Source organism: Halorussus lipolyticus, assembly GCF_029338375.1.
GTDB lineage: Archaea > Halobacteriota > Halobacteria > Halobacteriales > Haladaptataceae > Halorussus > Halorussus lipolyticus.
This window is the reverse complement of the sequence record NZ_CP119805.1, coordinates 1-23,745: the sequence shown is the minus strand read 5'-3', so window position 1 is coordinate 23,745 and position 23,745 is coordinate 1. Positions and strand designations below refer to the sequence as shown.

The 23,745-nt window shown below is 65.6% G+C and carries 20 protein-coding genes; 11 read left to right on the top strand and 9 right to left on the bottom strand.

Annotation, left to right across the window (positions count from 1 at the left end; genetic code table 11):
* Positions 1 to 166 precede the first annotated feature (166 nt).
* The 7 genes from P2T57_RS17140 to P2T57_RS17110 all read left to right on the top strand — a co-directional run bounded on the left by P2T57_RS17140 (position 167) and on the right by P2T57_RS17110 (position 10,564).
* On the top strand, positions 167 to 883 hold the full coding sequence (locus P2T57_RS17140) for a helix-turn-helix domain-containing protein (protein WP_276302349.1): 717 nt from the start codon (positions 167 to 169) through the stop codon (positions 881 to 883).
* 473 nt (positions 884 to 1,356) lie between these two features.
* A complete protein-coding gene (locus tag P2T57_RS17135; protein ID WP_276302348.1) occupies positions 1,357 to 2,358 on the top strand; it encodes a glutathione S-transferase family protein in 1,002 nt (333 codons plus the stop codon).
* Positions 2,359 to 2,463: 105 nt separating this feature from the next.
* Positions 2,464 to 5,724, top strand: coding sequence for a glucodextranase DOMON-like domain-containing protein (locus P2T57_RS17130; protein ID WP_276302347.1), 3,261 nt, complete (start codon positions 2,464 to 2,466; stop codon positions 5,722 to 5,724).
* A gap of 339 nt (positions 5,725 to 6,063) precedes the next feature.
* Positions 6,064 to 6,621, top strand: coding sequence for a thioredoxin family protein (locus P2T57_RS17125; RefSeq protein ID WP_276302346.1), 558 nt, complete (start codon positions 6,064 to 6,066; stop codon positions 6,619 to 6,621).
* A gap of 80 nt (positions 6,622 to 6,701) precedes the next feature.
* On the top strand, positions 6,702 to 7,637 hold the full coding sequence (locus P2T57_RS17120) for an ATP-grasp domain-containing protein (protein WP_276302345.1): 936 nt from the start codon (positions 6,702 to 6,704) through the stop codon (positions 7,635 to 7,637).
* 288 nt (positions 7,638 to 7,925) lie between these two features.
* A complete protein-coding gene (locus P2T57_RS17115) occupies positions 7,926 to 8,912 on the top strand; it encodes a zinc metalloprotease (protein WP_276302344.1) in 987 nt (328 codons plus the stop codon).
* A gap of 86 nt (positions 8,913 to 8,998) precedes the next feature.
* Positions 8,999 to 10,564 (top strand): HTTM domain-containing protein, encoded by a 1,566-nt coding sequence (locus tag P2T57_RS17110; protein WP_276302343.1) that lies wholly within the window; start codon positions 8,999 to 9,001, stop codon positions 10,562 to 10,564.
* 74 nt (positions 10,565 to 10,638) lie between these two features.
* On the opposite strand, the gene P2T57_RS17105 is transcribed toward P2T57_RS17110, so the two are convergent.
* Positions 10,639 to 11,217 carry an NUDIX domain-containing protein gene (locus tag P2T57_RS17105; RefSeq protein WP_276302342.1) on the bottom strand — a complete coding sequence of 193 codons (579 nt, stop codon included), beginning with the start codon at positions 11,215 to 11,217 and terminating at the stop codon, positions 10,639 to 10,641.
* A 411-nt stretch (positions 11,218 to 11,628) separates the two neighbouring features.
* Between P2T57_RS17105 and P2T57_RS17100 the strand changes: the two genes are divergently transcribed.
* Positions 11,629 to 12,954, top strand: coding sequence for an oxidoreductase (locus tag P2T57_RS17100; RefSeq protein WP_276302341.1), 1,326 nt, complete (start codon positions 11,629 to 11,631; stop codon positions 12,952 to 12,954).
* 39 nt (positions 12,955 to 12,993) lie between these two features.
* Positions 12,994 to 13,239: a CDGSH iron-sulfur domain-containing protein gene (locus P2T57_RS17095; RefSeq protein ID WP_276302340.1), complete on the top strand. Its 246-nt coding sequence runs from the start codon at positions 12,994 to 12,996 to the stop codon at positions 13,237 to 13,239.
* Here the strand turns inward: P2T57_RS17095 and P2T57_RS17090 are convergent.
* The 4 genes from P2T57_RS17090 to P2T57_RS17075 form a co-directional block, all read right to left on the bottom strand.
* A complete protein-coding gene (locus P2T57_RS17090) occupies positions 13,236 to 14,501 on the bottom strand; it encodes a threonine synthase (protein WP_276302339.1) in 1,266 nt (421 codons plus the stop codon). The genes P2T57_RS17095 and P2T57_RS17090 overlap by 4 nt on opposite strands.
* Entirely contained in the window at positions 14,498 to 15,274 is a 777-nt protein-coding gene (locus P2T57_RS17085) for an HpcH/HpaI aldolase family protein (RefSeq protein WP_276302338.1), read from the bottom strand. The genes P2T57_RS17090 and P2T57_RS17085 overlap by 4 nt, the downstream gene beginning before the upstream one ends.
* Before the next feature lie 180 nt (positions 15,275 to 15,454).
* Positions 15,455 to 15,733, bottom strand: coding sequence for a DUF7521 family protein (locus P2T57_RS17080; RefSeq protein WP_276302337.1), 279 nt, complete (start codon positions 15,731 to 15,733; stop codon positions 15,455 to 15,457).
* An 85-nt stretch (positions 15,734 to 15,818) separates the two neighbouring features.
* Positions 15,819 to 18,848 carry an FAD-binding and (Fe-S)-binding domain-containing protein gene (locus P2T57_RS17075; protein WP_276302336.1) on the bottom strand — a complete coding sequence of 1,010 codons (3,030 nt, stop codon included), beginning with the start codon at positions 18,846 to 18,848 and terminating at the stop codon, positions 15,819 to 15,821.
* 470 nt (positions 18,849 to 19,318) lie between these two features.
* Here P2T57_RS17075 and P2T57_RS17070 point away from each other — a divergent pair, with 470 nt between their 5' ends.
* On the top strand, positions 19,319 to 20,050 hold the full coding sequence (locus P2T57_RS17070; RefSeq protein WP_276302335.1) for a minichromosome maintenance protein MCM: 732 nt from the start codon (positions 19,319 to 19,321) through the stop codon (positions 20,048 to 20,050).
* A 102-nt stretch (positions 20,051 to 20,152) separates the two neighbouring features.
* On the top strand, positions 20,153 to 20,449 hold the full coding sequence (locus P2T57_RS17065) for a PadR family transcriptional regulator (protein WP_135825051.1): 297 nt from the start codon (positions 20,153 to 20,155) through the stop codon (positions 20,447 to 20,449).
* Between the two features lie 17 nt (positions 20,450 to 20,466).
* Here the strand turns inward: P2T57_RS17065 and P2T57_RS17060 are convergent, their stop codons facing one another.
* The 4 genes from P2T57_RS17060 to P2T57_RS17045 all read right to left on the bottom strand — a co-directional run bounded on the left by P2T57_RS17060 (position 20,467) and on the right by P2T57_RS17045 (position 23,635).
* On the bottom strand, positions 20,467 to 21,135 hold the full coding sequence (locus tag P2T57_RS17060; protein WP_276302334.1) for a hypothetical protein: 669 nt from the start codon (positions 21,133 to 21,135) through the stop codon (positions 20,467 to 20,469).
* Between the two features lie 342 nt (positions 21,136 to 21,477).
* Entirely contained in the window at positions 21,478 to 21,867 is a 390-nt protein-coding gene (locus tag P2T57_RS17055) for a hypothetical protein (RefSeq protein WP_276302333.1), read from the bottom strand.
* Positions 21,868 to 22,349: 482 nt separating this feature from the next.
* The gene (locus P2T57_RS17050; RefSeq protein ID WP_276302332.1) at positions 22,350 to 22,742 is read right to left on the bottom strand and encodes a DUF8115 family protein; all 393 of its coding nucleotides are present in this window, start codon (positions 22,740 to 22,742) and stop codon (positions 22,350 to 22,352) included.
* Positions 22,739 to 23,635 (bottom strand): ParA family protein, encoded by an 897-nt coding sequence (locus P2T57_RS17045; RefSeq protein WP_276302331.1) that lies wholly within the window; start codon positions 23,633 to 23,635, stop codon positions 22,739 to 22,741. The genes P2T57_RS17050 and P2T57_RS17045 overlap by 4 nt, the downstream gene beginning before the upstream one ends.
* Between the last annotated feature and the right edge of the window lie 110 nt (positions 23,636 to 23,745).

Below are 23,745 nucleotides of genomic sequence, written 5' to 3'. Positions count from 1 at the left end.
TCGATGGCGTCGGCGACGACCGGCGCGCAGTCCGGCGATTTGCCGGTATTCGTACGCTGATAGCTATTCGTTTTGAGGATTCCGGCGGTGGACTGAACGGGCAAGCGCCGGAACGCCCGATTCTTTCCACCCCCGACGCTAACTTGCCACGGACCCAAGTCGAAGTATGCGCGCCGTTTCGTTCGCGCTGGAGTACGAGACCGGTGCCGACGCGGTGGCCGACGCCTTCCGCGAGCATCCCGACCTCTACGGCCACTCGCTGTCGTGTACCGTCACCCCGAGCCACTGCTGGCGAGTGGACCGCCTCACCGGCCCGGCCACGGCGCTGGAGGTCGCCGAGGAGGCCTTCGCCGAGGACGGGCACACGGCCGACTGCTTCGGAGCGAGCGACTGCCCGGCCGACACCCGGAGCGAGGTCCTCCACCGCGACCCCTCGACGCGCATCCTGTTCACGAGTTGGCGGCGAACCGACGAGTGCGCGTCGATTCCCCACCTCGCGCTGGAGTACGTCGGCCCCGGCGTTTTGTTCGCCACCGAGCGCCGCGGGTCGCGCTACGAGTGGCACGTCCTCCTCCCGAGCGACGCCAATCTGGGCGCGTTCTCCGACGCGATTCAGGCCGAGAAGGCCCCGAACGTGCGGTTCGACCTCCGGCAGGTCACCGACGAGTCGGCGTGGCTCTCGGCCTACAGCGGTCGGCCCGCCCTGCCCTACACCCACTACGAGGCGATGGCCGCCGCCGTCGAACGCGGCTACTACGAGACGCCCCGCGGGATTACCGTCGAGGAGTTAGCCGACGAGTTGGACCTGCCGCGCTCGACGCTCTCGTACCGACTGCGCCGGGCGGAGGCGGAACTGGCGCGAAGTTTCGTTGGAAGCAAGTGAGAAAACAGTCGAAGCTAGCGTCAGGCTTGGGCGTCGGCGTTACCGCACAGCAACGCTCCGCACCGCGACCGCGGGCCACACCCTCCCCAACCGACTGCGCTTCTCGGCCTTCGGCCTCCGATGCTCGTCCACCGGCAGACAAACCGCGTCTGCCGAGCAGTCGGTCGTCGTCCGAGAGCGACGCTCTCGTGAGCGGGCGAGACCGGCGGTCTCGTTGCCCTCGCAGGACACCGTCCTGCTCAGTCACGAAAATCTTCGATTTTCGAACGACTCCGCTCCCGACGACCTCGCGCGATAGGCGCGCGCTAGCACGCGCCGTACATAATAAAGTAGTAGTCGAGGAGCAGTGTCGGTCGAGACGCCGAGAGAGAAAGAGAGAGTAAGTCGGGAAACCGAGGAGGTGAAATCTATTTCAGGCCGGGCCTGCCGCGAGCGGAGATACTTTTGACCGCTGAGACGAACTGTAAGTTACCATGAACATGCTCGTGGACGGCGAGTGGCGGACCGACGCCTACGAATCAACCGACGACGAGGGTAACTTCGACCGGCAGGAGACCAGTTTCCGCGAGTGGGTCGAGGACGACCCCAGCGCCGAGTTCCCGGTCGAGGCCGGGCGCTACCACCTCTACGTCTCTGCGGCCTGTCCGTGGGCGCACCGGACCTTGCTGGTCCGGAGTCTGAAGGGGTTGAAGGACGCCATCTCCGTCTCGGTCGTGGACCCCTACCGCCAGAACGACGGGTGGGAGTTCAGTCCCGAGAAATCCGGATGCACCGAGGACCACCTCAACGGTTTCGACTACCTGCGGGAGACCTACGTCGCCGCGGACCCCGATTTCACGGGGAGAGTCACGGTGCCGGTCCTCTGGGACACGGAAACGGAGACCATCGTGAACAACGAGTCCGAAGAAATCATGCGGATGTTCGACACCGCGTTTCACGACGTGGCAGAGAGGGACGTGACCCTCTACCCCGAGGGCTACCGCGACGAGGTGGACGAAATCATCGACGACATCTACGACCCCATCAACAACGGGGTCTACCGCGCCGGGTTCGCCGGGAATCAGGAGGCCTACGACGAGGCCGTCACCGAACTGTTCGACGCGCTGGACGAGTACGACGAACTCCTCGCGGACCAGCGGTACCTCTGCGGCGACCGACTCACCGAGGCCGACGTGGCGATGTTCACTACGCTGGTCCGGTTCGACCCGGTGTACCACACCCACTTCAAGTGCAACGTCCGCCAGATTTCCGAGTACGACAATCTCTGGCCCTATCTGCGGGACCTCTACCAGACCGAGGGCGTGGCCGAGACGGTCAACCTCGACCACATCAAACACCACTATTTCCGGAGTCACACCGACCTGAATCCCAAGCAAATCGTGCCGAAGGGACCGGCCATCGACTTCGAGGCACCCCACGACCGCGACGAACTGCCGGGTGGCCCGCCCGAGCAGGTCGAATCCTCGGCACGGTAACGCTTCGACCCCTTCTCTCCGTACTCCCTTCGTTTCGCCGAGGTTCCATTTCGCGCGTTTCCGGGGCAACAAGAACCAAGTGGCTCGTCTGATACTGAGAGTACTGTGCGAAAAAACAATCCGGTTCCGAGTGAATCGAGGCGTGACGTACTGAAGGCGGTCGGCGCGAGCGCAACCCTCCCGTTGGTCGGCGCGAGCGCAGTCTCGGCGAAATCCGGAGACGAGACCGAAGTCTCCGGCGGCGACACCGCCCACTGGACCACCGGCGAGCAGTACGGGGTCGGAACGGTTGCCGACCACGCCGAGGACGACTCCTCGAACGTCTGGTTCACGCTGACCGAGGGCGCGCTGGCCCAAGCCCGATTCCCCCGAATCGACCTCATGGACCTCCGGACGCTGGACTTCGTGGTGGCCGACCCCGATTCGGGCTACTCGGCCCGAACCTTCAACCAGAGCAGGAAAGACGACGACCGGTCCCCAATCGAGCGAACCACCGAGATGGCCGACGACGACGCGCTGGTCTTCCGCCAGACCATCGAGGAGACCGACCGCGGATGGCTCCTCGAAGTCGAGTACGCCGCCGACCCGGAGGCCGACGCCGTGCTGGCCGACGTGCGATTCCGGTCCCGTGGCCCCGAGAAGTACGACCTCTACGTCGTTGCCGACACCGCGCTGTCGAACTCCGGGCGGGGCGATTCGGCCACGGTCCGCGGCAAGCAAAACGACCGATACCTGACCGCTCGGGACACGACCAGCGACGACGAGGCCGTGATTCTGGACGAGGAGGGCGACCCCTACAACGTCGCCGTCGGCCTCGCCTCCGACCGCGGATTCGAGGCCGCGAGCGCCGACGTGGTGGGCGGCGACATCGAAGCCCTGTTCGGCGAGGGCACCTTCACGCCCCACCAGAGCGCAGAGGGGAACGTCGCGCTCGTCGGTAAACTGGCCGGAGACGCCCCGCAAGTCAAGGACACGGTGGTCCTCGGATTCGCCGAGGAGAACGACGAGAGCGCCGCAGTAAGCGAAGCCGAGGACGCCCTCTCGCGGTCCTTTTCTGCGGTCCGGGCCGAGTACGCGAAGGGTTGGCGCGAGTACCTGAAATCCATCGAGACCCCCGAGTCGGTGCAGGGCGACCCCGACCTCCGGCGACAGTACGACGCCTCTGCGATGGTGCTGAAGGCGGTCGAATCCAAGCAGTTCCCCGGCGCTGGCGTCGCCAGTCCGTCGGTCCCATGGGGTGAGGCGGTCACGGCCGACCAGCCCTCGGACTACGGCTACAACTACGTCTGGGCGCGGGACCTCTACCAGTCCTACACCGCCTTGTCAGCGATGGGCGACGACGAGAGCGCCCTGTCGGCCCTCGAATACCTCTACGAGTTCCAACAGCGCGAGGACGGCTTCCTCCCGCAGAACACCTTCCTCGACGGGCGGACTCGGTGGGGCGGCGAGCAGATGGACAACGTTTCGTTCCCGCAGGTGATGGCCTACCAGCACCTCGACCGCCACGGCCTCGACTTCTCGGACGTGGGCTTCGACTACGAGAACGTCGCGTCCTCGGCGGACTACGTTGCTGGCAACGGCCCTTACACCGGCCAAGAGCGGTGGGAGGAGGAATCGGGCTACTCGCCCTCGACCACCGCGGCCGAAATCGCGGGACTGGCCTGCGCCGCCCGACTCGCAGACGACGAGGGAGAACGCGGTGACGCCCTCGTGTATCTGGCGCTCGCCGACGAGTGGCAGGAGAAGACCGACGACTGGATGGCGACCGAGACGGGGACCGACCAGCACGAGAACACGCCCTACTACGTCCGAATCAACGACGACCGGGACCCCGACGATGGCGCGTCCCTCGACATCAACAACGGCGGTCCCTCGCTGGACGAGCGAAACGTCATCGACGCCGGATTCCTCGAACTCGTGCGCCTCGGCGTCAAGCCGTGGGACGACGAGGTGATTCGGAACTCGCTGGAAGTGGTGGACGACACCATCCGGGTCGAGACGCCCCACGGTCCGGCGTTCTACCGGTACAACGGCGACGGCTACGGCGAACAGGACGGGAGCGACCAGTACCCCGCGGGCGCGCCGTGGAGCCTCGACAACACCGGGCAGGGCCGACTCTGGCCCATCTTCTCGGGCGAGCGCGGCGAGTACGAACTCCTCGCGGGCACCGACTCGGGCGCTGTCGCGCCCCGAAACCTGCTGGAGACGATGGCCGACTTCGCCAACTCCGGGCGGATGATTCCCGAGCAGGTGTGGGACCGGCCCGACGAGACCGAATTCGGGTGGGAGTTCGGCGCGGGGACCGGTTCGGCCACGCCCCTCTCGTGGAGCATGGCCCAGTTCGTCCGCCTCGCTCACTCCATCGACGCCGGACGCCCCATCGAGCGCCCCGAGTTCGTGGCCGACCGCTACACCGAGGGCGACCGACCCGAGGGGCCGGTCCTCGACGTGGAGTTCCCGCCGACTGTCGTCAGCGACCCGGAGGTCACCGTCTCCGGAACCACCGACGGCGCTGAGGTCGTAGTCAAGACCGGCGCGGAGACAGTCCGGCGCGAGGTCAACGACGGCACATTCTCGGTGGACCTCTCGGTCGGCGACGGCGAGACCGAAATCACGGTGGTCGCGGCCACCGCGGGCGACGTGACGGAGGTCGGCACCTCGGTCGCCCAGAAGACGGTCGCTCGCGTCGAGGTCGGCGACCCGGTTGCGGACTTCGAGGACCCCGAGGGCGACGACCACGGGCCGGGAAGCTACGTCTACCCGAAGGCCGGCGCGTTCGTGGACGGCGCATTCGACATCGACTCGTTCGGCGTCTACGAGACCAGCGACACCTACCAGTTCCTCGTCCGCCTCGGCGGCGAGTTGACCAACCCGTGGGGCGGCAACGCCGTCTCGGTCCAGTCGCTCCAGATTTACGTCCGAGACCCGGCCCAGTCGGGCGGGACGACGCAGGCCCGAACCGGCGTCAACGCGACGTTCACGGAGCCATACCACTACCGCGTGTTCGCCGAAGGCTTCGTTGCTCCTCGGGTCGAGGCCGCAGACGGGTCCGAAGTCACCCGCGACGTGACCCTCTCGGGCTATCAAGCGGTAGACGCTATAAAAATCGAGGTCCCGAAGTCGGCGCTCGGCGGCACCCTCGAAGACAAGCAACTCGTGCCGCTGATGCTGTGTCAGGACGGCTACAGCGAGGGCAGAATCCGGCCGGTCACGGCCGAAGCGGGCAACTGGGTGCTGGGCGGCGGCCGCGACGACGACATGAACCCGAACGTCATCGACCTCGTGACACCCGACGGCGTGAGCCAAGCGGAGGCGCTGGCCTACTCGGCGACCGAGCAGGCAACGATTCCGTACCTGTCGCTGTAGGTCGGACGCTCTAAGCAACCAATATATTCTCTATAGCATTGTTTTTATTTGTTTAGAACCCCTCTGGGTTTCTTTGACGAGCGCGCTCGGTGAGACCCACCACCGCGAAAGTTCCGTGAATCGACCGACAGAAAGCGCCCGGTGAATCAACCGCCGCGGAAGCCCCGCCGACCAACCGCCGTCTGGATGGAATGAAGGGGCCGGTCGGGGGCGTCAGCGGTCGTCTTCGCTGTGTCCTCGGCGGTCGTCTCTGCCGCCGTGCCGATTCGGGTACACCCTGAAACAAAACGAGTCCATAGCTCCCGAATCTATTTTCCCGAGGAAAACCAACCCACCAGCATGGTCATGAAAGAGTCCGCGGAGAAACTCGAGCGCGGCGAACCGGTCCCCAACTTCGAGTTGCGGGGCACCGACGGCGAGACCCACACCCTCTCGGATTTCGCCGACTACGACGCCGTACTGCTGGTTTTCACCTGCAATCACTGCCCCTACGCGCAGGCCAAGTTCGACCTGCTCAACGACATCTCAGCGGAGTACGACGACGCCGCGGTGGTCGGCATCAACCCCAACGACGCCGAGGAGTACCCCGACGACTCCTACGACAAAATGGTCGAATACGTCGAGGACGGCACGATTCGCTACGACGCCTACCTCCGCGACGAGACTCAAGCGGTCGCCGAGGCCTACGGCGCGGAGTGTACGCCCGACCCCTTCTTGCTGAGAAACGGTGGGGACACCTTCACCCTCGCCTACCACGGCCGCCTCGATGACGCGCTGAACCCCGACGACGACCCCACCGAAATCTACATTCGGGACGCCATCGACGCCGTGCTGGCGGGCGAGGACGTTGACTTGGACTTCATGCCCTCGCGGGGTTGCTCCATCAAGTGGAAGTAGGTCCATCGAGCGGGCGGAGATTCGTCGGGCCTCCTCTCGAAACGAAAACAGCTATACTGAGCCGAGAACAAACCGAACCCATGACAGTCCTTATCATGGGTTCAGCGGAGTTTCCCGAACACCGGATGCTCGGGGAGGCCGTAACCGAGGCGGGCGGTTCGGTCGAGTACTACGACACCGACGAGTGGCCCGACCTGCCCCACGTCACCTGCTTATCGCCCGACGGTCGGAGCGAGTCACCGCTCCCGAGCGAGGACGTGACCGGGGTGTACGCGCCGCTCTACGACCTGCTGGACCCCAAGTACGACCAGCGATTCGACGACCGCTTCGCGGAGAACTGGCGGCGGACCTACACGGTCCAACAGGACTACCGATGGGCGCTCTTGAACTACCTGCGGATTCTGGAGGACGAGGGAGCGACGGTGCTACCGGGCTTCGAAGCCCAATTCGCCCACGACAGTTCGGCGTGGCAACTCCATCGGTTCGCCGAAAACGGGCTTCCCGTCCCCGAGACGGTCGTGACCGACGACCCGGACGAAGTGCGGGCCATCCACGAGACGGCCGAGCGCGTCGTCTACAAGCCGTTGGCGACTCGAATGCCGCCGAAAGAACTCACCGACGACGACATCACCCCTGAGCGGTTAGCAAAGCTGACCACCGCCCCAGTCGTGTTTCAGGAGTTCGTTCCGGGCCGGGACCTCCGAATCTACGTCGTCAACAGCGAAGTCGTCGGCGGGTTCCACTACCGGAGCGACCGACTCTCGTTCAAGTGGAGCCTCGTGGACGGCGAGGAGGTCCCCGTCGAGCGCGTGGACCTGTCCGAGTCGATACGGGAGTCGGCCCGCCGAGCGGCGTCGTTGGCCGGACTGGAGTTCGCGGCCGTGGACGTGATAGACCGGCCCGGCGATGGCCACGCAGTTCTCGAAGCCAACCCGTCACCGCGGTTCTCGGTGCCCCAGAGCGAGACGGACGCCGACATCGCAGGGGCCGTCGCCGCGATGCTCACCGAGGACTGAGGAGAACACTCGACGCCGGGAGTCACGAGCGAAAGAAATCGGTCAGCGTACGAAGCGTCCGAACTGACCCGACGGCTTACAGGCCGTCGATGATGGTCAGGTACGGGCCGGTGTTCTCGCGCTCTTCGACACTTTCCACGTCGTCGTCCGCGTCACTAAGGTAATGGTCCTGCATGACAAATGGTACTTGGTACCAATCCGGTATTAAATTTTTCTTATATAATCTAACTTTATGACCTTCGGTAGCTTACAAAATGTTTTTCTCGTATGATAGGAACTATCCGCCGTATGAGGACCGAGGCCGAGGAGACCGACTCGTCGTTCGGGTTCAGTTGGGGGCGAGTCGAGGGCGACCACTTTCTTCGGAACGGGGACGACGAGTTCAAGAAAGTGAGTTCGAACGTGATAACCGGGCTTCGGGAGGCCGCCACGAACGGCGAGCAGTTTTCGGCGGTCATCGACCGTATCGGAGAAGCGAATCCGGCGGCCGCCGAGACACTGCGGGAACTCTCCGAGGAGGGATACGTGCGCTCGGGCGACGGCATCGAACGCGTTCGCCCGCCCGACGACGTTCGGCTCTGGCCCCGAGTCGCCCTGTTCGTCGCACTCCTCGCAGTCTTCGTCGGCGCGTCAGTCCACGAACTGACCCGCGGGGCACTCGCGGGATTGTCCGCCGACCTCTCGGTCGGTGAGTACGCGGCCGCCCTCGTCGCGCTCCTCGGTTTCACCGCGGTCCACGAGTACGGCCACTACCGGGCCAGCAAACCGTACTTCGACGCCGACGTGACCGTCGGCACGATAAACGCCGTCGTCCCGACAGTCAAGACCGTGACCAACGGCGCGTGGTTGCTCCCGACCAACCTCCGGCGGTGGATAAGCCTCGCCGGCCCGCTGGTCGAACTCGCGGCGTGCCTGCCGTTGGTGGTCGCGCGGTACGCCGGGGTGTCCGACAGTCCCGTCCTCGCGCTGGTCGTCGTGGGCGTCACCAGTCAGGTCGTCTTCGCGCTCAACCCGCTCTATCACGGCGACGGCTACTGGCTGTTGGTCGATACGTTCGGACTCGACGGGCTGAAATCCCGCGGCGTCGAGGACCTCCGAAGCGGTCGAGCCACCGGAGCGGCCGGGTACGCTGTTCTCTCCTACGGGTTCGCGCTAGTGGCGACCGTCGGGGCGACTGCGTATGCCTACGGACGGTTCGGGCCGGCCGGCGCGCTCGCGTCGGCGAGCATCGTCGGGAGCGCCTACCTCGCGTCGTGGGTCGGCGACGGAGGGTAGTCCGGAGCGTCAGCGACGGAGAAAAGACCACGCCAAGTCGGGTGTTTCGCTACGTTTACAAGACGGGTCAGTCTATCCAGCGAAACATGAACGCTCCCGCCCTCCCCGAGCGACCCCTCGCTCGCTGTCGGGCCGCCATCGCGCGCCGGTTCGGCGTCGATGCGAGGGCGCTGGCCGCGCTCCGCGTCTCGCTGGGGGTGCTTCTGCTCGCGGACTTGCTCCTCCGGTCGCGGGACCTCGTGGCGTTCTACGCCGACTCGGGAGTTCTGCCTCGGGCGGTCCTCCGCGAACAGTTTCCCGCGATGGCCGCCCTCTCGGTTCACGCCCTCTCGGGGTCGGCGTGGGTGCAGGGCGCGCTGTTTCTCGCCGCCGGTGGGGTGGCTGTGGCCCTGCTCGTCGGCTACCGGACGCGATTGGCCGCGCTCGTCTCGTTCGCGCTGTTGGTCTCGCTCCACGCCCGGAATCCCGTGGTCCTGAACGGCGGCGACTCGCTCCTCCGGCGACTGCTGTTCTGGGGGATGTTCCTGCCGCTCGGGCGGCGGTGGTCGGTGGACGCGCTCCGGGCCGCGCGGGAACGGGCCGCGGACGGTCGGTCTCCGGGGTCGCTCTCGGAGGAGTACGAGCGCCAGCCCGGAAATCACGTGGCCAGCGTCGCCACCGCCGCGCTCCTGATTCAGGTGGTCGTGGTCTACACCGCGAACGCGCTGTTCAAACTCCGAGGAGACCGGTGGGTCCGGGGCGACGCCATCCAGTACGTCTTCAGCCTCGACCAGCTAATCGTCGGGTTCGGCGACGTGCTGGCGCGCTATCCGCTGGTCCTCGGATTCTTCGACCGGGTGTGGCTCGGCCTGCTGGTCTCGTCGGTCGCGCTGGTTCTGCTGACCGGCCGGCGGCGGACCGTCTTCGCCTCGCTGTTCGTCGGCATGCACCTCGGGATGGCGCTGACGATGCGACTCGGTATCTTCCCGCTGGTCTCGATTGCCGGTCTAATTCCCTTCCTCCCGCGGGCGTTCTGGGACCGGGCGACCGCCAAACTTCGGGCGTCGGAGGCGTGGGACCGATTCGACCGCGAGGACCGGCGCGGCAGACTCGACGGTCTCGTCTCGGAGCGAAATCGCCGGGGACCGGCCGAGGCCGCCCGGCAAATAGGCCGAGCGAAACCCCCGGTCGTGGCCGGTCTGCTGGCGTTCGTCCTCGTCTGGAACGCGGCGACACTCGGTTACGTCGCCGCGCCCGAGGAGGTCGAGTCCGCGGTTGACCCCGGCGAGTACCGGTGGGACATGTTCGCGCCCGAACCCCGAGGAGCGGACGGGTGGTACGTGGTGCCCGGACGACTCGAAAACGACACCCGGCGGGACGTGTTCCACGGGACCGCGGTCAGGTGGGACCGCCCGCCGGACGTGGCTGACAGCTATCCCAACGTCAGGTGGTTCAAGTACCTGATGGACCTCCGGGTGGGGGCGAACGAGCCACTGCGGCCGCACCTCGCTGAGTACCTCTGCCGGCGGTGGAACGCGAGCCACGGGGTCGGCGTGGAACGCCTCGGGATGTACTACGTCGAACAGCCAACCCGACTTGAGGGGCCGGAGCCGACCCACCGAATCGAACTCCTCCGGTACGCCTGCGCTCGGCAGGCGTCGGTGAGCGAGTGAGAAAGTTAGCGTTTTCGTAAGCGTTTGCGTTTACGGAAGCGTAAACGCCAGTCGGCGAGACCCCCGCGGTCGTCTCAGTCCACGAACAGTCGAACGTCGTCCGCCACGAGACCGGCACCCGGCGGCAGGTTGTCGGGGACCGAACCGAACCACCCGGCGTCCCAGTGGTCGTTGTCGGGGTGGCCGGGGTCCGCGAGGACGGCCTCGTCGGGGTCGCCGGTGAGCGAGGCCCGGAAGACGACGCCGTAGGTCGTGGCGTGGGGTTCGTCGTCGTTCCCGACGAAGTGGTCGATTTCGCGCACGACCGCCACGCCGTCGATTTCGAAGGGGAGTTCGGTCGTGAGTTCGACCTTCCGGCGAGCGACCGCGACCCAATCGTCGCCGGATTCGACTTCGCCGTGGGGGAGCATGGCGACGGACTCAGCCTCGTGGACCGCCAACAGGACCTCGCCAGCGTCGTTGGTAACGCCGACGACGGCCCGGCCCGCGATGTCGGTGTTACAGTGTGTCCGGTCGTCGTGGGCGGCCTCCTCGTGCGTGAAGCGGACCGAATCGTCGTCGCGCAGGTCCTCGGGGTCGGCGAGCGAGTCGAGACTGCCGGTGTCGGAATCGGTCGATACTGCGTCGGCGGCGTCCGGGGGTGTGTCTGGCATGGGTGCTATCGGTGTCGCGCGATACCTGACGGACGGCGGGCGACTCCGACAGGCGTCGCTGGTCAGGTAGGTTTCTGCGCGATTCGACCGCGAGAGCGCCCGAATCCCGCACGTTCGAGCGCCGGAGCAGTAGCTATGCGGAACTGATAGAAAAAAGTGCCGATTTTATTTCTCCAATACTTCTTGTGTAATAATTCGGTGCGGTAGGGAATAAATGTTCCGGAAGACAAGGAATATTATTTTGTATAGATATGTAGAGAAAGTCTTAACGATTCAAATTATGTTTTTAGGTCTCCTCGTCGGCGTCGAACCGGATTCCGCGAGCGACCGCCGAGGTGCTGACCGAGCGACCCACCGACAGGCGTGCCGACCAAACACTTTACCGACGAACCGTCGAAGACGGAGTTCACCGTGCCCGAACTCGAAGCCCCACTCGAAATCGGCGGCGTCGAGCTATCGAATCGGCTCTACCGCGCGCCACTGCTGGAGTGCGCCGGCGAAGGACCCGACGCCCCGGATATTCTCGCGGACGAACTCGAACCCGCTGTGGAGGCCGGCGCGGGACTCGTCTGTCAGGGCGCGTCACCGGTCCACGAGGAGGGCGGCAGGGTCGCCCCCTCGATGACCCCGGTCGCCGACCCCGAGTTCACCGCGAGTCTGTCGGCGGTGCCCGAGACCATCCACGACCACGGCGGGCGAATCTTCGCCCAGTTGGACCACGGCGGCCTCCGGAGCATGGAGGCGTGGCACGTCGAGTACCGCCGGGCCAACCCCGGTTACAGCCAACTCGCGGTGTCGCCTCCGCCGCGGCTCCTCCGGGTGGCCGACCGCCTCGGCTTCCTCGAACTCGACCCGCACGTCCTCTCGACCGAGGAGGTCTACGACCTCGCGGAAGATTTCGGCCGCGCCGCGGCCAACGTCGCCGACGCTGGCTACGACGGCGTTCATCTCGCGGGAGCGAACATGGGCGTCCTCCAGCAGTTCCTCTCGCCGTTCTACAATCGCCGGAACGACGAGTTCGCCGACGGCGTGCGCTTCTTCGAGGCGGTCCACGACGAGATTCGGGACCGAGCGGGCGACCTGCCGGTCATCGCCAAGATTCCCGCCGAAACCGAGGCCCCGCCGTTCGTCCGCAACTCCCTCGCCGCCGACGAGGCCGTCGCCGTCTGCGAGCGCCTCGACCGCATCGGCCTCGACGCGCTGGTTCCGGTCCGGGTCTCGACGTTCTGGGACATGAGCATCGTCCGCGGGCGATTTCCCGACCGGGCGTGGCGCGACAGCAACTTTCGGGAGGGCTACGTCTCGGCGTTCGGCAGTCGGTGGAAGGCCGCGCTGGTCGCCGCCGCGAACCGCGTGGAGGCCGCCCGCTACGACTTCGAACCGGCGTGGAACGCCGACCTCGCCCGGCGAGTCCGAGAGCGCGTCTCGGTCCCGGTCCTGCTGGAGGGCGGGATTCGCTCTCGTGAGCAGATAGACCAACTCCTCGGAAACGACGGCTCTCGGCCGGCCTGCGATGCGGTGGGAATGGGCCGCCCGTTCTACGCCGAACCCAGACTGCCCGCCCGACTTCTCGACCCCGAGGACGCCCGAGACTCCGACGAGGTCGAGGCCGTCTGCGAGAACTGCAACAACTGCACCGTCCCGCAGGTGACCGGCGCGAATGGGGTCTGTCGGACCCCCGAGGTCATGGCCGAGCGCGGGAAGTTGGTCCGTCAGGGGGCCTACGAGCGAGACTGACGGACAAAACCTACCAGTCCCCGGCCCCTACCGCCGGGCATGGCCCGCGAAGTCACCCACGACGCGACCGGTCCCCTCAAACTGGACGAGAGCGACTTGGACGACGAGAAAGGCAACATCGCGGTTTGTCTCTGCGGTCTCTCGGAGAACTACCCCTTCTGCGATGGCTCGCACGAAGTCGCCGAGGACGAGGAGGCCGACGTTCGCTACAAGTACGAGGAAGACTCCCCGGACGGCGAGCGCCGGGAAATCGAGGAGGTCGTCTTCGCCGACGACGAGGACTAACCAGCTAGCGCCCGGAGACGCTCCGGCAGGTCGGCGAGTGCGACCGCCTCGGGTTTCTCCCCGCCCGCGTCGAGTTCTCGGAAGCCGGTCCCGGTCAGCACCGCGACCACCTCGTCGTCGGCGTCGAGTGCCCCGCGCTCGGAGAGTCGCCGAATCCCGGCCAGTGTGGTCGCCGACGCCGGTTCGACGCAGAACCCGGCTTTTCGAGCGAGGTCGGCTTTCGCGTCCAAAATCTCGTCGTCGGGGACCGAGATGACCGCGCCGCCGGTGTCTCGGGCCGCGGTGAGCGCCCGCGTTCCGCTCGGCGGGTCGGCGTTGGCGATGGAGTAGGCCGCGGTCGATTCGGTCTGCTCAATCGCGGTCACTTCGTCGGCGTCCTCGCGGTAGGCTTCCGCGATGGGGTCGCAGGCCGACGCCTGCACGAAGTAGAGTCGGGGGAGGTCGGATTCGGCGAGGAGGCCCGCGGTCCGGAGTTCCCGCAGGGCTTTCCACGTCGCGCTGGCGTGGCCTCCGCTGGAGACAGGCAGGACGATGGCGTCCGGAGCGTTCGGTGCGAACTCGTCGCAGATTTCGAGCGCGGTGGTCTTCTGGCCCGCGACCCGGAGGGGCGTGTCGCTGTTGACGAACTCGACCGGCGCGTCCGCAGAGAGGGTCCGGTAGTAGAGGTCGCCGTAATCGCCCGAAATCCGGAGGACTGCCGGGTCGTACTGCGCGATAGCCGCGAGACGTTCGTCCGAGATGTCGTCCGGGACGAGGACCAGCGCCGCCGGCCCATCTCCCTCCTCGCGGCCGGAACCGCCTGCGATTCCGGCGGCGTTGGCGGCCACGCTGATGGCCATGTTTCCGTGGGAGACGGTGCCAATCCACTCGCGGTCGGCCTCGGCAGACCACACAGCGCCGACGGCGCTCCCGCGGTCCTTGAAACTCCCCGTCGGGTTCTCGCTCTCGTCTTTGAGCCAGAGTCGGCATCCCGCGCTGTCGTCGAGGGGTTCGGCGCGGACCAGCGGGGTCGCCCCGGCCGCCGCGCCGACGCCAGCGGTCGCGGTGACTCCGGCAGAGGAGTCTCCGGGGCCGGAGATTTCGACCGGCAGAAGGTCGTCGTAGCGCCAGACGCCGGTGGAGTCCGAGCCAGTAGAGTCCGGCCACGAGAAGTCGGCCGCAGGGCGCTCGGTGTCGAACCAGAGTGGTTCGCCGCACTCACACCGCTTGCGGTCGGGGAAGGCGGCGCTCGCGCCGCACCGGTAGCAGACCAGATTTTTCATCCCATCTCCTCGTCGTAGACCGACTGTGCGCGCTCGGCCCCCGAGGCGAGGTAGCCCGCGTCAACGCCGACGATTTGGTAGTCGTAGCCGTAGTCGGCCCAGAGCCGGATTTCGTCGTCGCTGGTCGCCAGCGTGCCGACCGGGGTATCGGCGTCGTGGGCGCTGTCGAGGACGCTCTCGACGGCCTCGCGGAAAGTTTCGGATTCGTACTCGCCGAAGACGCCGAGCGACCCCGAGAGGTCCGCGGGGCCGACCAGCAGGGCGTCCACGCCATCGACCGCCGCGATTTCGCCGACGTTTTCGACCGCCTGCTGGGTCTCGATTTGGACGACGGTGACGAGGTGGTCGCCGCCCTCCTCGACCTGCTCGGCGAGGCCTCTGCCGTAGTCGTTGCCCCGCGACCCGGCGATGCCGCGGACGCCCTCGGGCGGGTAGCGCACCGCTTCGACCGCGTTTCGGGCTTCCGCGGCGTCCTCGACCATCGGAATCAAGACACCGGAAACGCCGGTGTCCAGCACGCGCTTGATTCGCACGGGGTCGTTCCACGCGACGCGGGCCAGCGGGGCAGTGGGTTCGTCGCCCGCCGACTCGATTGCTCGGACCGCGTTCGCCACGTCGCCGAGGTCGGTCGGCGCGTGTTCGGTGTCCACGACCGCGAAATCGGCGTCTCGGGCGCAGATTTCTGCGACCGCCGGGTGGCCGACCGACAACCAGTGACCGGTTACGGGGTCTCCTCTGCGGAGTCGTCGCTTGAACTCCGGCGCGTCTGTCATGGGTGGACCGTGGGCGTCCGGCGGCAAGTAGGTTTCCGAGACGGCAGAACGGTCGGAAAGCATCCGATTTGATTATTTTACAGTCACATAGAGATGTTAGGAGAAGAAAAATATGTCTGGGCGGTACCAACAGCAACGACCCGGCAATCGAGCGTAGAACCCAGACCCCGAGAAAATCCGCTACTGCGTCCGAACGCTAATGATGATGAAGAGGTACCCCAGCGTCGTGACCGCGTAGTTCACCGTCAGCAGGTACCGACTCGCACCGAACTCGGTCGCAAACGCGCTGAAGGTAGTTGCGACTGCCGCGGCGACCACGAGCAGGAACCCGACTGCGAGGAGAAACATCGAACGATGTCGGGTTTCGAGATAGGCCCGCGCCGCGAGTGCGACGAGCGACAGACCGGCGACCACGAGCGCCGCGCTGAGGACGACGTAGACGACTTCCATCGGTAGCATTTCGCTATCTGACCTATCACAGTCCAGCGATTTAAAGTTGAAGCGTCGTTATCAAACCGGAGAATCGGAGGTCCTCGTCGGACAGTCACCGGCGAGAGAGCGCCTCGGCCAACTTTTCGACGGGATGGGTCGGGTGGCGGGTTTCCAACTGCGAGCGACACGACGCACCCGGCGCGACCACTTCGTCGGCGTCGGCCTCGTCGATTTGGTCGCGCAGGATGTCGGCGATGGACTGGGAGAGGTCGTAGTGTTCGGCGTGGTAGCCGAAGCTTCCGGCCATGCCGCAACAGCCGGAATCCAGCGCAGAGACCTCGTAACCCGCACGAGAGAGGACCCCCACGGCGTGGCCCGCGGTCCCGAGCGCCTGCTGGTTGCAGTGGCCGTGGTAGGCCAGTCGCTGGTCGGGCGCGTCGAAGTCGATGGTGCCCGCGTGGTGGGTGTCGAGGTACTCGCAGACGCCGTAGGCGCTTTCGGCGAGGAGGTCGGCCCCGGCGGAGTCGGGCAGAAGGTCCCGGTACTCGTCCTGCACCATCACAGCATCCGAGGGTTCGGGGTAGACCGCCGACCAGCCCTCTCGGACTCGCGGAGCCAGCAGTTCGACGTTGGATTCGGCCCGGTCGCGGGCCGTATCGAGGAACCCCTCGGAGTAGGCCGGTCTGCCACTCGGGTCGGCGTCGGGGACCCTGACGTGGACCCCCGCGGATTCGAGGACCTGCACCGCAGACCGGCCCGTCTCGGGGTAGACGTAGTTGGTGTAGGTGTCGGGCACGACGAGAACCCTGTCCTCTGCATCCGACCGCGGAATCCGAGGCCCGCCGCGGGCTTCGAACCACGCCGAAAACGACTGGTCGGCGAACTCCGGCGGGTCGCGCTCGCGGGCCACGCCGACCGTCTTCTCGGCGAGGAGTCCCACGCCGGGCAGGTCGGCGAGCCAGTTCGAAACCGGCGCGAGCGCCGACCCCACTCGGGCGAGGCGGTCAACCGCCGAAAAGAGGCGTTCCCGGAGGCCAGCGCCCTCTCGCTGGTGGTACCGGTGTTTGACCTCGGCCTTGAGTTTGGCGAGGTCCACCCCGGTCGGGCAGTCGCTCTGACACCCCTTGCATCCCAGACAGAGGTCCAGCACCTCCTTCTGGAATCGGTCGCTGTGCATCTCGTCGGGCGGGAGTTCGCCCGAGATGGCCGCCCGGAGCATGTTGGCCCGGCCGCGGGTGGTGGCGACCTCCTCGTCCATCGCCCGGTAGGAGGGGCACATGACCTCGGTGTCGGTCTGGCGACAGGTGCCGCAACCGTTGCAGAGTTCCACGAGGTGCGAGAAGCCACCCTCCGCCGAGAAGTCCTGTTCGGTCCGGGGTTCGAGCGACGAGTAGGCCGGGCCGTAGCGCAGGTTCTCGGTCATGTCGGTGGGGTCCTCGTCGCGGAAGACCACCTTTCCGGGATTCATGCGCCAGTCGGGGTCGAAGGCAGTCTTGAGTTCCTTGAATGCGTCCCAGAGGTCCGGGCCGTACATCTTGGGGTTGAACTGGGTCCGGGCCAGACCGTCGCCGTGTTCGCCCGAGAACGACCCCCGGTGGTCGAGGACGAGCGAGGTCACGTCCTCGGCGATGGACTGCATCTTCTCGACGCCTGACTCCTCCTTCAAATTCAGGACCGGTCGGACGTGGAGGGTCCCGCTCCCGGCGTGGGCGAAGTAGGCCGCGGTGGTGTCGTGGGCCGAGAGAATCCCCTCGAATCCTTGGACGTACTCGGCGAGTTCTTCGGGGGGCACCGAGGCGTCCTCGATGAAGGGGTAGGGCTTGGGGTCGCCCTCCATGCTCATCAGCAGGGGGATGGCGGCTTTCCGGAGTTTCCAGAGGTCGGCCTGCGACTGGTCGTCGTAGGCCTCCAGCACGTCGAACGCTGACCCGGCGTGAACGAACTCGGCGTTGGTCTCTGCAATCGCGTCCGCCAAGTCGTCGTGGACCTCCGAGTCGAACTCCAGCATGAGTGCCGCCGCGGCATCGTCGGGGATTGGTTCGGCGTACTTGGCGTACTCGGTTGACTCGCGGGCCAAGCGAAACACTTCGTCGTCCATCAACTCGACCGCGCTGGGGTCGTAGTCGAGCGCCACCGGCACTGCCTCCATCGCCGACAGCAGGTCCGAGAAGCAGTAGAGCGCGAGTGCGGTCTCGTCGGGTTCCGAGACCAGCGAAAGGGTGGCCTCCGTCACCACGCCGAGGGTGCCCTCCGCGCCGACGAACAACTTGGCCAAATTTACGTATTTATTTGCGTTTTCGTTTCCGGTTGCGTTTGCGCTATCGTTTGCGTTTACGTTTCCAGTTCCGTAAACGCACTTGTGGAGGTTGTACCCCGACACCGACCGCTTGAGTTCGGGATACTTCTCCTCGATTTCGTCGGCGTTGTCCTCGACCAGTCCGCGGACCGTCCGGTAGAGGTCGGCCTCGCGGCCGTCCTCGGCCATAATCGCCTCCCACTCGGGACCGCCGATTTCGATTTCGCGGGCGTGGATGGGGGTTCCGTCGGCGAGGACCGCCTCGACCTCCTCGACGTAGGCGTCGGTGATGCCGTACCGGACCGAGTGCGCGCCGGTGGAGTTGTTGCCGATGCCGCCGCCGATGGTCGCCCGGTTCGAGGAGGCCGGGTCCGGCGCGAACTTCAGCCCCCACTGGTCCAAGTGCGAGTCGAGGTCGTCCTGCACCACGCCGGGTTGGACCGTCGCCCGCTTTGCCTCGGGGTCCACATCGAGGACGCTATCCATGTGCCGGGTGAAATCGAGGACCACGCAACCGGGACCGACCGACTGGCCCGCGAGCGAGGAGCCTGCTCCTCGGGGCAAAATCGGCACGCCGTGGTCGGCCGCAGTCTCCAGCACAGCGCGAACGTCCTCAGCATCGGTGGGGAAGACGACGCCCGCGGGCCGGGCCTGATAGATGCTCCCGTCAGTCGCGTAGAGTATTTGGCTGTACTCGTCGAAGCGCACCGCGCCCTCGCACGCCGCCCGGAGGTCACGGGCGAGGACGCCGTGGGTCGGGTCGTCCTCGGTCTCGATGCCCACCGACTCGCGGTAGGATTCGACGGAGAGGTCGGTCGAGTCGTTTGTTTCGGGAGGGGACGACATGGCACGTATTGACAGTCGGGAGCGTATTAAGTTCCGGGGCGCTATGGGACGTATCGAGCAGGAGACTTCGAGGAGTTCTCCGAATCTGTTAGGCACGTACGAGTGTCGAGAGCAGAATCGTTGTGGGAAGCTCCGCTTGAAGCCCCATCCTTCATCCACCGGAGGACAAACCGCGTCCGTCGAGTCGGTCAGCCAGTAGCCGCGGGAGAGTAGAGAATGAAGAATACGTGTTAGAGCATTTTTTCTAACTTTTTAGCAAATACAGAGGAGGCCGAGTCGGTAGACACTCGACACTACGTCGCTCACGGGTGCGCCGCGAATCGCTTACGTTTGCGTAAACGGAATCGTAAACGAATACGGAAATGGAAGTGAAAACGACGGACAGCGGTCGGTTCACAGGCGAACGCTAACCCTCTCGGGCGGCCGACAGGAGGCGTGTAACAAAGATTGGAGCGCGAGAAGGGTCGTCCATGTCAGTACGAAGCGGCGACTTGACCGAGAAATGGTACGAATACGTGTACCGCAACCGGGCCGAGTCGGTGCGCCGGTTCGCCGAGGAGTACCCGGAAAATCGCTCGCTGTCGGTGAGTTGCGAGCGGTTCGGCCACGACTACCGCTTCGTCCGGCCGCTGTTGGCCGACCCCGACGACGCACTCCGGGCGGGCAAGGCCGCGCTCAAGCGATTTCTCGCCGACGAGGACCGGGAGATGCAGGACATCTACCTCCGAGTCACCGACCTGCCCGACGAGAGCAGAGTCGCGCTGGCGGACCTCAGGGCCGAACATCTCAATCGCCTCCACACGACCCGCGGCGTCGTCGCCGAGGCCGGAGAGTGCCGACCGAAGGTGGTGCGCGCGGGGTTCCGGTGCGCGAAGTGCGAGGACGTGACCCGCCACGTCGCCCAACCCGGTCGGGAGTTCCGGTCGCACGCCAAGTGCCCGCGGTGCAACTCGGTCGGGTACCTCTCGTTCGCTCCCGGCGCGAGCGAGTACGTGGACGCCCAAGAGATACGCCTCCGGGACCCGACAGGTGCCGACGCCGTGCCGGTCCTGCTCGAACACGATTTGGCCGGTTCGGTGTCGGACGGCGACGAATTGAGACTCGTTGGCATTCCACGTGCCTCGCGGACCGACGACTCCACGGTGGCCGACCTCTGGGTCGAGTCCGTGAGTATGGAATGCTTAACGGACTCGAACCGATAGCGTCCGTCGATTTTGGAATCATCCGGCCGTGACAGGTTTTCAGCTACGAAACGGCCATCATACTTTTCACGATACGAAGATTTCAGTCTAGAAGGGGAAACGATGTACGACTTGACAGGCTTCCAAAGGGACTTGCTATACGTCATCGCAGGACTGGACGAACCACACGGCCTCGCCATCAAAGACGAACTCGAATCGTACTACGAGAAAGAGATTCATCACGGCCGACTGTACCCGAATCTCGACACCTTGGTCGACAAGGGCTTCGTGGAGAAGGGCCAGCGCGACCGGCGGACCAACTACTACACCCTGACTCGCCGGGGCAAGCGCGAAATCGAGGCCCGCAGGGAGTGGGAGTCCCAGTACGTGGACCACTCCCAAGAAGCAACCGCCCAGTAGAACGACCGCCCGCGAACTCAGGGGTGGGACGGAGCGAGCGTCGCGCCGACGACCGCGGCGTCGAGCGACTGCACCAACCGGAGGACCGGCCCGAACGGCGCGACGACGTACTCGTCGCCCGACTCCTCGAGGACCGAGAGGTCCACCAACTTCTCGACGTGCAACCAGACCCGCTTGCGCGAGACCCCCGTCAGTTGATGGACCTCCTCTTGGGTCAACACCTGTTCGGGTTCGGACTCCAATAGCGCGTCCAACATCAACCGAACCGATTCGAGGCGCGCGAGGTACTCGAAGCCGGATTCGTCGTCCGGCGCGCCCGTGGTTTCGACTGCCTCGGAGAGGTCCGCCGCCATCCGGTAGACCACCGAATGCTCGTTGATTCGATAGGCTCCCTCGTCGGCGACCAGCACGCCGAGCGAGAGGAGCGCGTCGATGGCGTCCTCGACGGCCGACTCGTCTAACTCCGAGCGCGAGGCCAAGTCGTCGATGCCGTAGCGCGCGTCGGTGTCGGCCGACAGGAGCGCGGCCAACAGCGTCCGAATCGACTCGTCGCCGGTCAGCCAGAGCCACCCGCTCGGGTACGCCCGGCGGGCCTCGGCCGGACTGCCGTCCTCCACGAGGTCCCACATCTGCTCCTCGGTGTCGCTGGTCCGTAACTCCGCGTCGTCGGTCGTGGGAAGACTCATTACGTTTTGGGTGACGCGGGGGCGATAAAAAGCTACCGTGGACAAACGAGTATCGGTGAACTACCGAGTCGAGAAAGACAGACGAGGGAGGAGTAGCTTCAGGCTTGAGCCACACCGTCTGCCGCACCGCCAACCACTTGCTTCGCTCGGTGAGCCAATCCATCCCCCTTGGCGGACTGAAAGGGCGAGCGCGGTTCGCGCAACGCGTGGTCGCTGGTCGGCCTCTATCCGTCGCAACTACGTCCGTCGGATATGTCGGCCAGCGACCGCGAACCGCGCGAGGGCTTTCGAGGACGTTACTGTTCCGTCTACTCCAGCGCCTCCGAAAATCACGACAGAAACTCAATCCGGCCGCATCGTCTCGCGCTCGACGCACCACGCCGACTCTGCGGCCTTCCAGAGCCGAGTGTACAGTTCCCGGAGCGCCTCGGGGACCGTCTCCGGCAGGACGTGAAACTCCACGGTCCCGTAGCGGACCACGACCCGGAAGGCGGTCGAATGCTCCTCGTCGTGGACCAGATACACCGGTTTCGGGAGTTCGAACCAGTCGCCGTAGGTGTACCGGTCGGCCGTCAAAATCTCCTCCACGAGCGTCCCCAGTTCGTCGTCCGACAGGTCCGCGTCGGGCGAAAGCCGAAACGCCGTCCCGCCCTCGTACTCGACGCCGCCATCGCTGGGGTAGACCCGGTCGGGCCGGCAGGGGATTTCGAACCGCGGGGTCTCCTCGGTCACGAATCGAAGTACAGCGCCACCACTTATCAATCCCTGCTCTGAATTGAACTTCCAACGCTATTTGCGATTTCGTTTGCGGTTTCGTTTTCGTTTGCGTTTACGCGAGCGTTTCCGACAGCGATGCTCCGACGACCACCCGGACCGCACTCACCGGCCGCGACCGCCCGGAAATCCGAGGCATTTACGCAAACGTTTACGAATTCGTTTTCGTACACGTTTCTCGCTACAGGGAGTCCTCCGCGATGCGGACTGGCACCCGAAACTGGTTCACCCACCTCGCCACAGGAGGTCGCTGTCAAGCCGATGGCGAGTGTGAATCACGGCGAGCGAGAACACTGCAGGTGCGAATCGACAACGAGCGAGGACCGACAGTGAACGAGACTCGAGGAGTCGAGCCTCGCTTTCGAAATCGAAAACGCAAACGAAAACAGGAGCGCAAACGAACTCGCAAACGATTTCGAAAACGGCGTCGAAAGCAGGTTTCAGACGTTCCGGCGGGCGTACTCGCCGGAGGCCTCGGCGAGGAGGTCAAGGTAGTCCGGGGCGGCCTCGCGGAGACCCAACCGGACCGCGAGGCGGACGATTTCGCTCCGGTCGAGTTCCGAGGGGTCGATTTCCCGGCCGAGTTCGCCCTGAAGCGAGGTGCCGAGGGCTTCGAGGTCGTCCCGGCGCTCGTCCAGCGTGGTCAACAGCGCAGTCACCGACTCGTCGCGGGCCGCGAAGGTCTTGGCCTGCTCGCCCGAGTCGATGGCAGAGAGGGCGTCCACCAAGTCCTCCAGCAGGTCGTCGGTCCCCGGCGGCGTGTCGGCGGACTCGGCGAGGCGGTCGGTGCGCTGTGTCTGCTGGCGGAGTTCTTCGAGGTCAGGGTCGCTCACGCCGTCTCACCTCCAGTCGGGACAGCGCGCTCTCGCTCGGCGGATTCCAGACGCTCGGCCAAGGTGTCAGCGTTTTCTAGGAATGCCTCGAGCGCGCGTTGGGCCGTCGTGGAGGGTTCTTCGAGCGCGAAGGCGGTCCGGCCCGACTCGGCGGCGTTCCGGATGTCCTGACTGACCGGGACGTGGGCCGGCGCGAACGCTTCGGGGTAGGCCGACTCGAAGGCGTCAAGGTACTCCTCGGCGAGTTTGGTCCGGGTATCGACCTTGTTCGGGAGGACCATGGCGAGTTCGACGCTCACGTCGAAGTTCGCGCCGATTTTGTCGAGGTCGGCCCGGAGGGCCTCGGCCTGCTCGGACTCGAACGGTCCCATCTCGACCGGCGCGATGACGTTGCGCGCGGCCCAGAGACCGTTGTAGCTGACGTTGTTCGTCAGACCCGGCAGGTCGATGAGGATGGCGTCGTACCCCAGCGGTTCGATGTACTCGTCGAGGAAGGAATCGAGGCGCGAGTAGCGGTCCTGCGCGTCGTCGATGTTTCCGAGTTCGGCGTCGAGGCTGTCGAGTCCCGGATGGGCCGGAATCAGGTCCACGCCCTCGTCGGTTTCGAGAATCAGGTCCTCGACTGCGGCCTCGCCCAGTTTCTCGGCGATGGCCCCCCACTGGTCTTGGAACACGGTGGAGATATTGGGCCAGTCGTCGTCGTCCTCGATTTGGCGTTCGACGGTCTCCCACTGGCCGAAGTGCTTTACGAGGTCGCCCTGCTTGCCGGCGAGGTCGATGAGCAACACGTCGTTTCCTCGCTCGGCGAGGGCCACTCCGAGGTGGGCCGCCGTCGTCGTCTTGCCCGTCCCCCCTTTGTCGAGGAAGGTGCAGGCGCGGATGGACCGAGACATGATTTGCGTTTGCGCAAACGCAAACGACCCATTTAATCCTTCGTCAGACATCTGTGGGAGAAACAACATTTACGGAAGCGTTTGCGTTTACGTTTTCGCAAACAAAAACG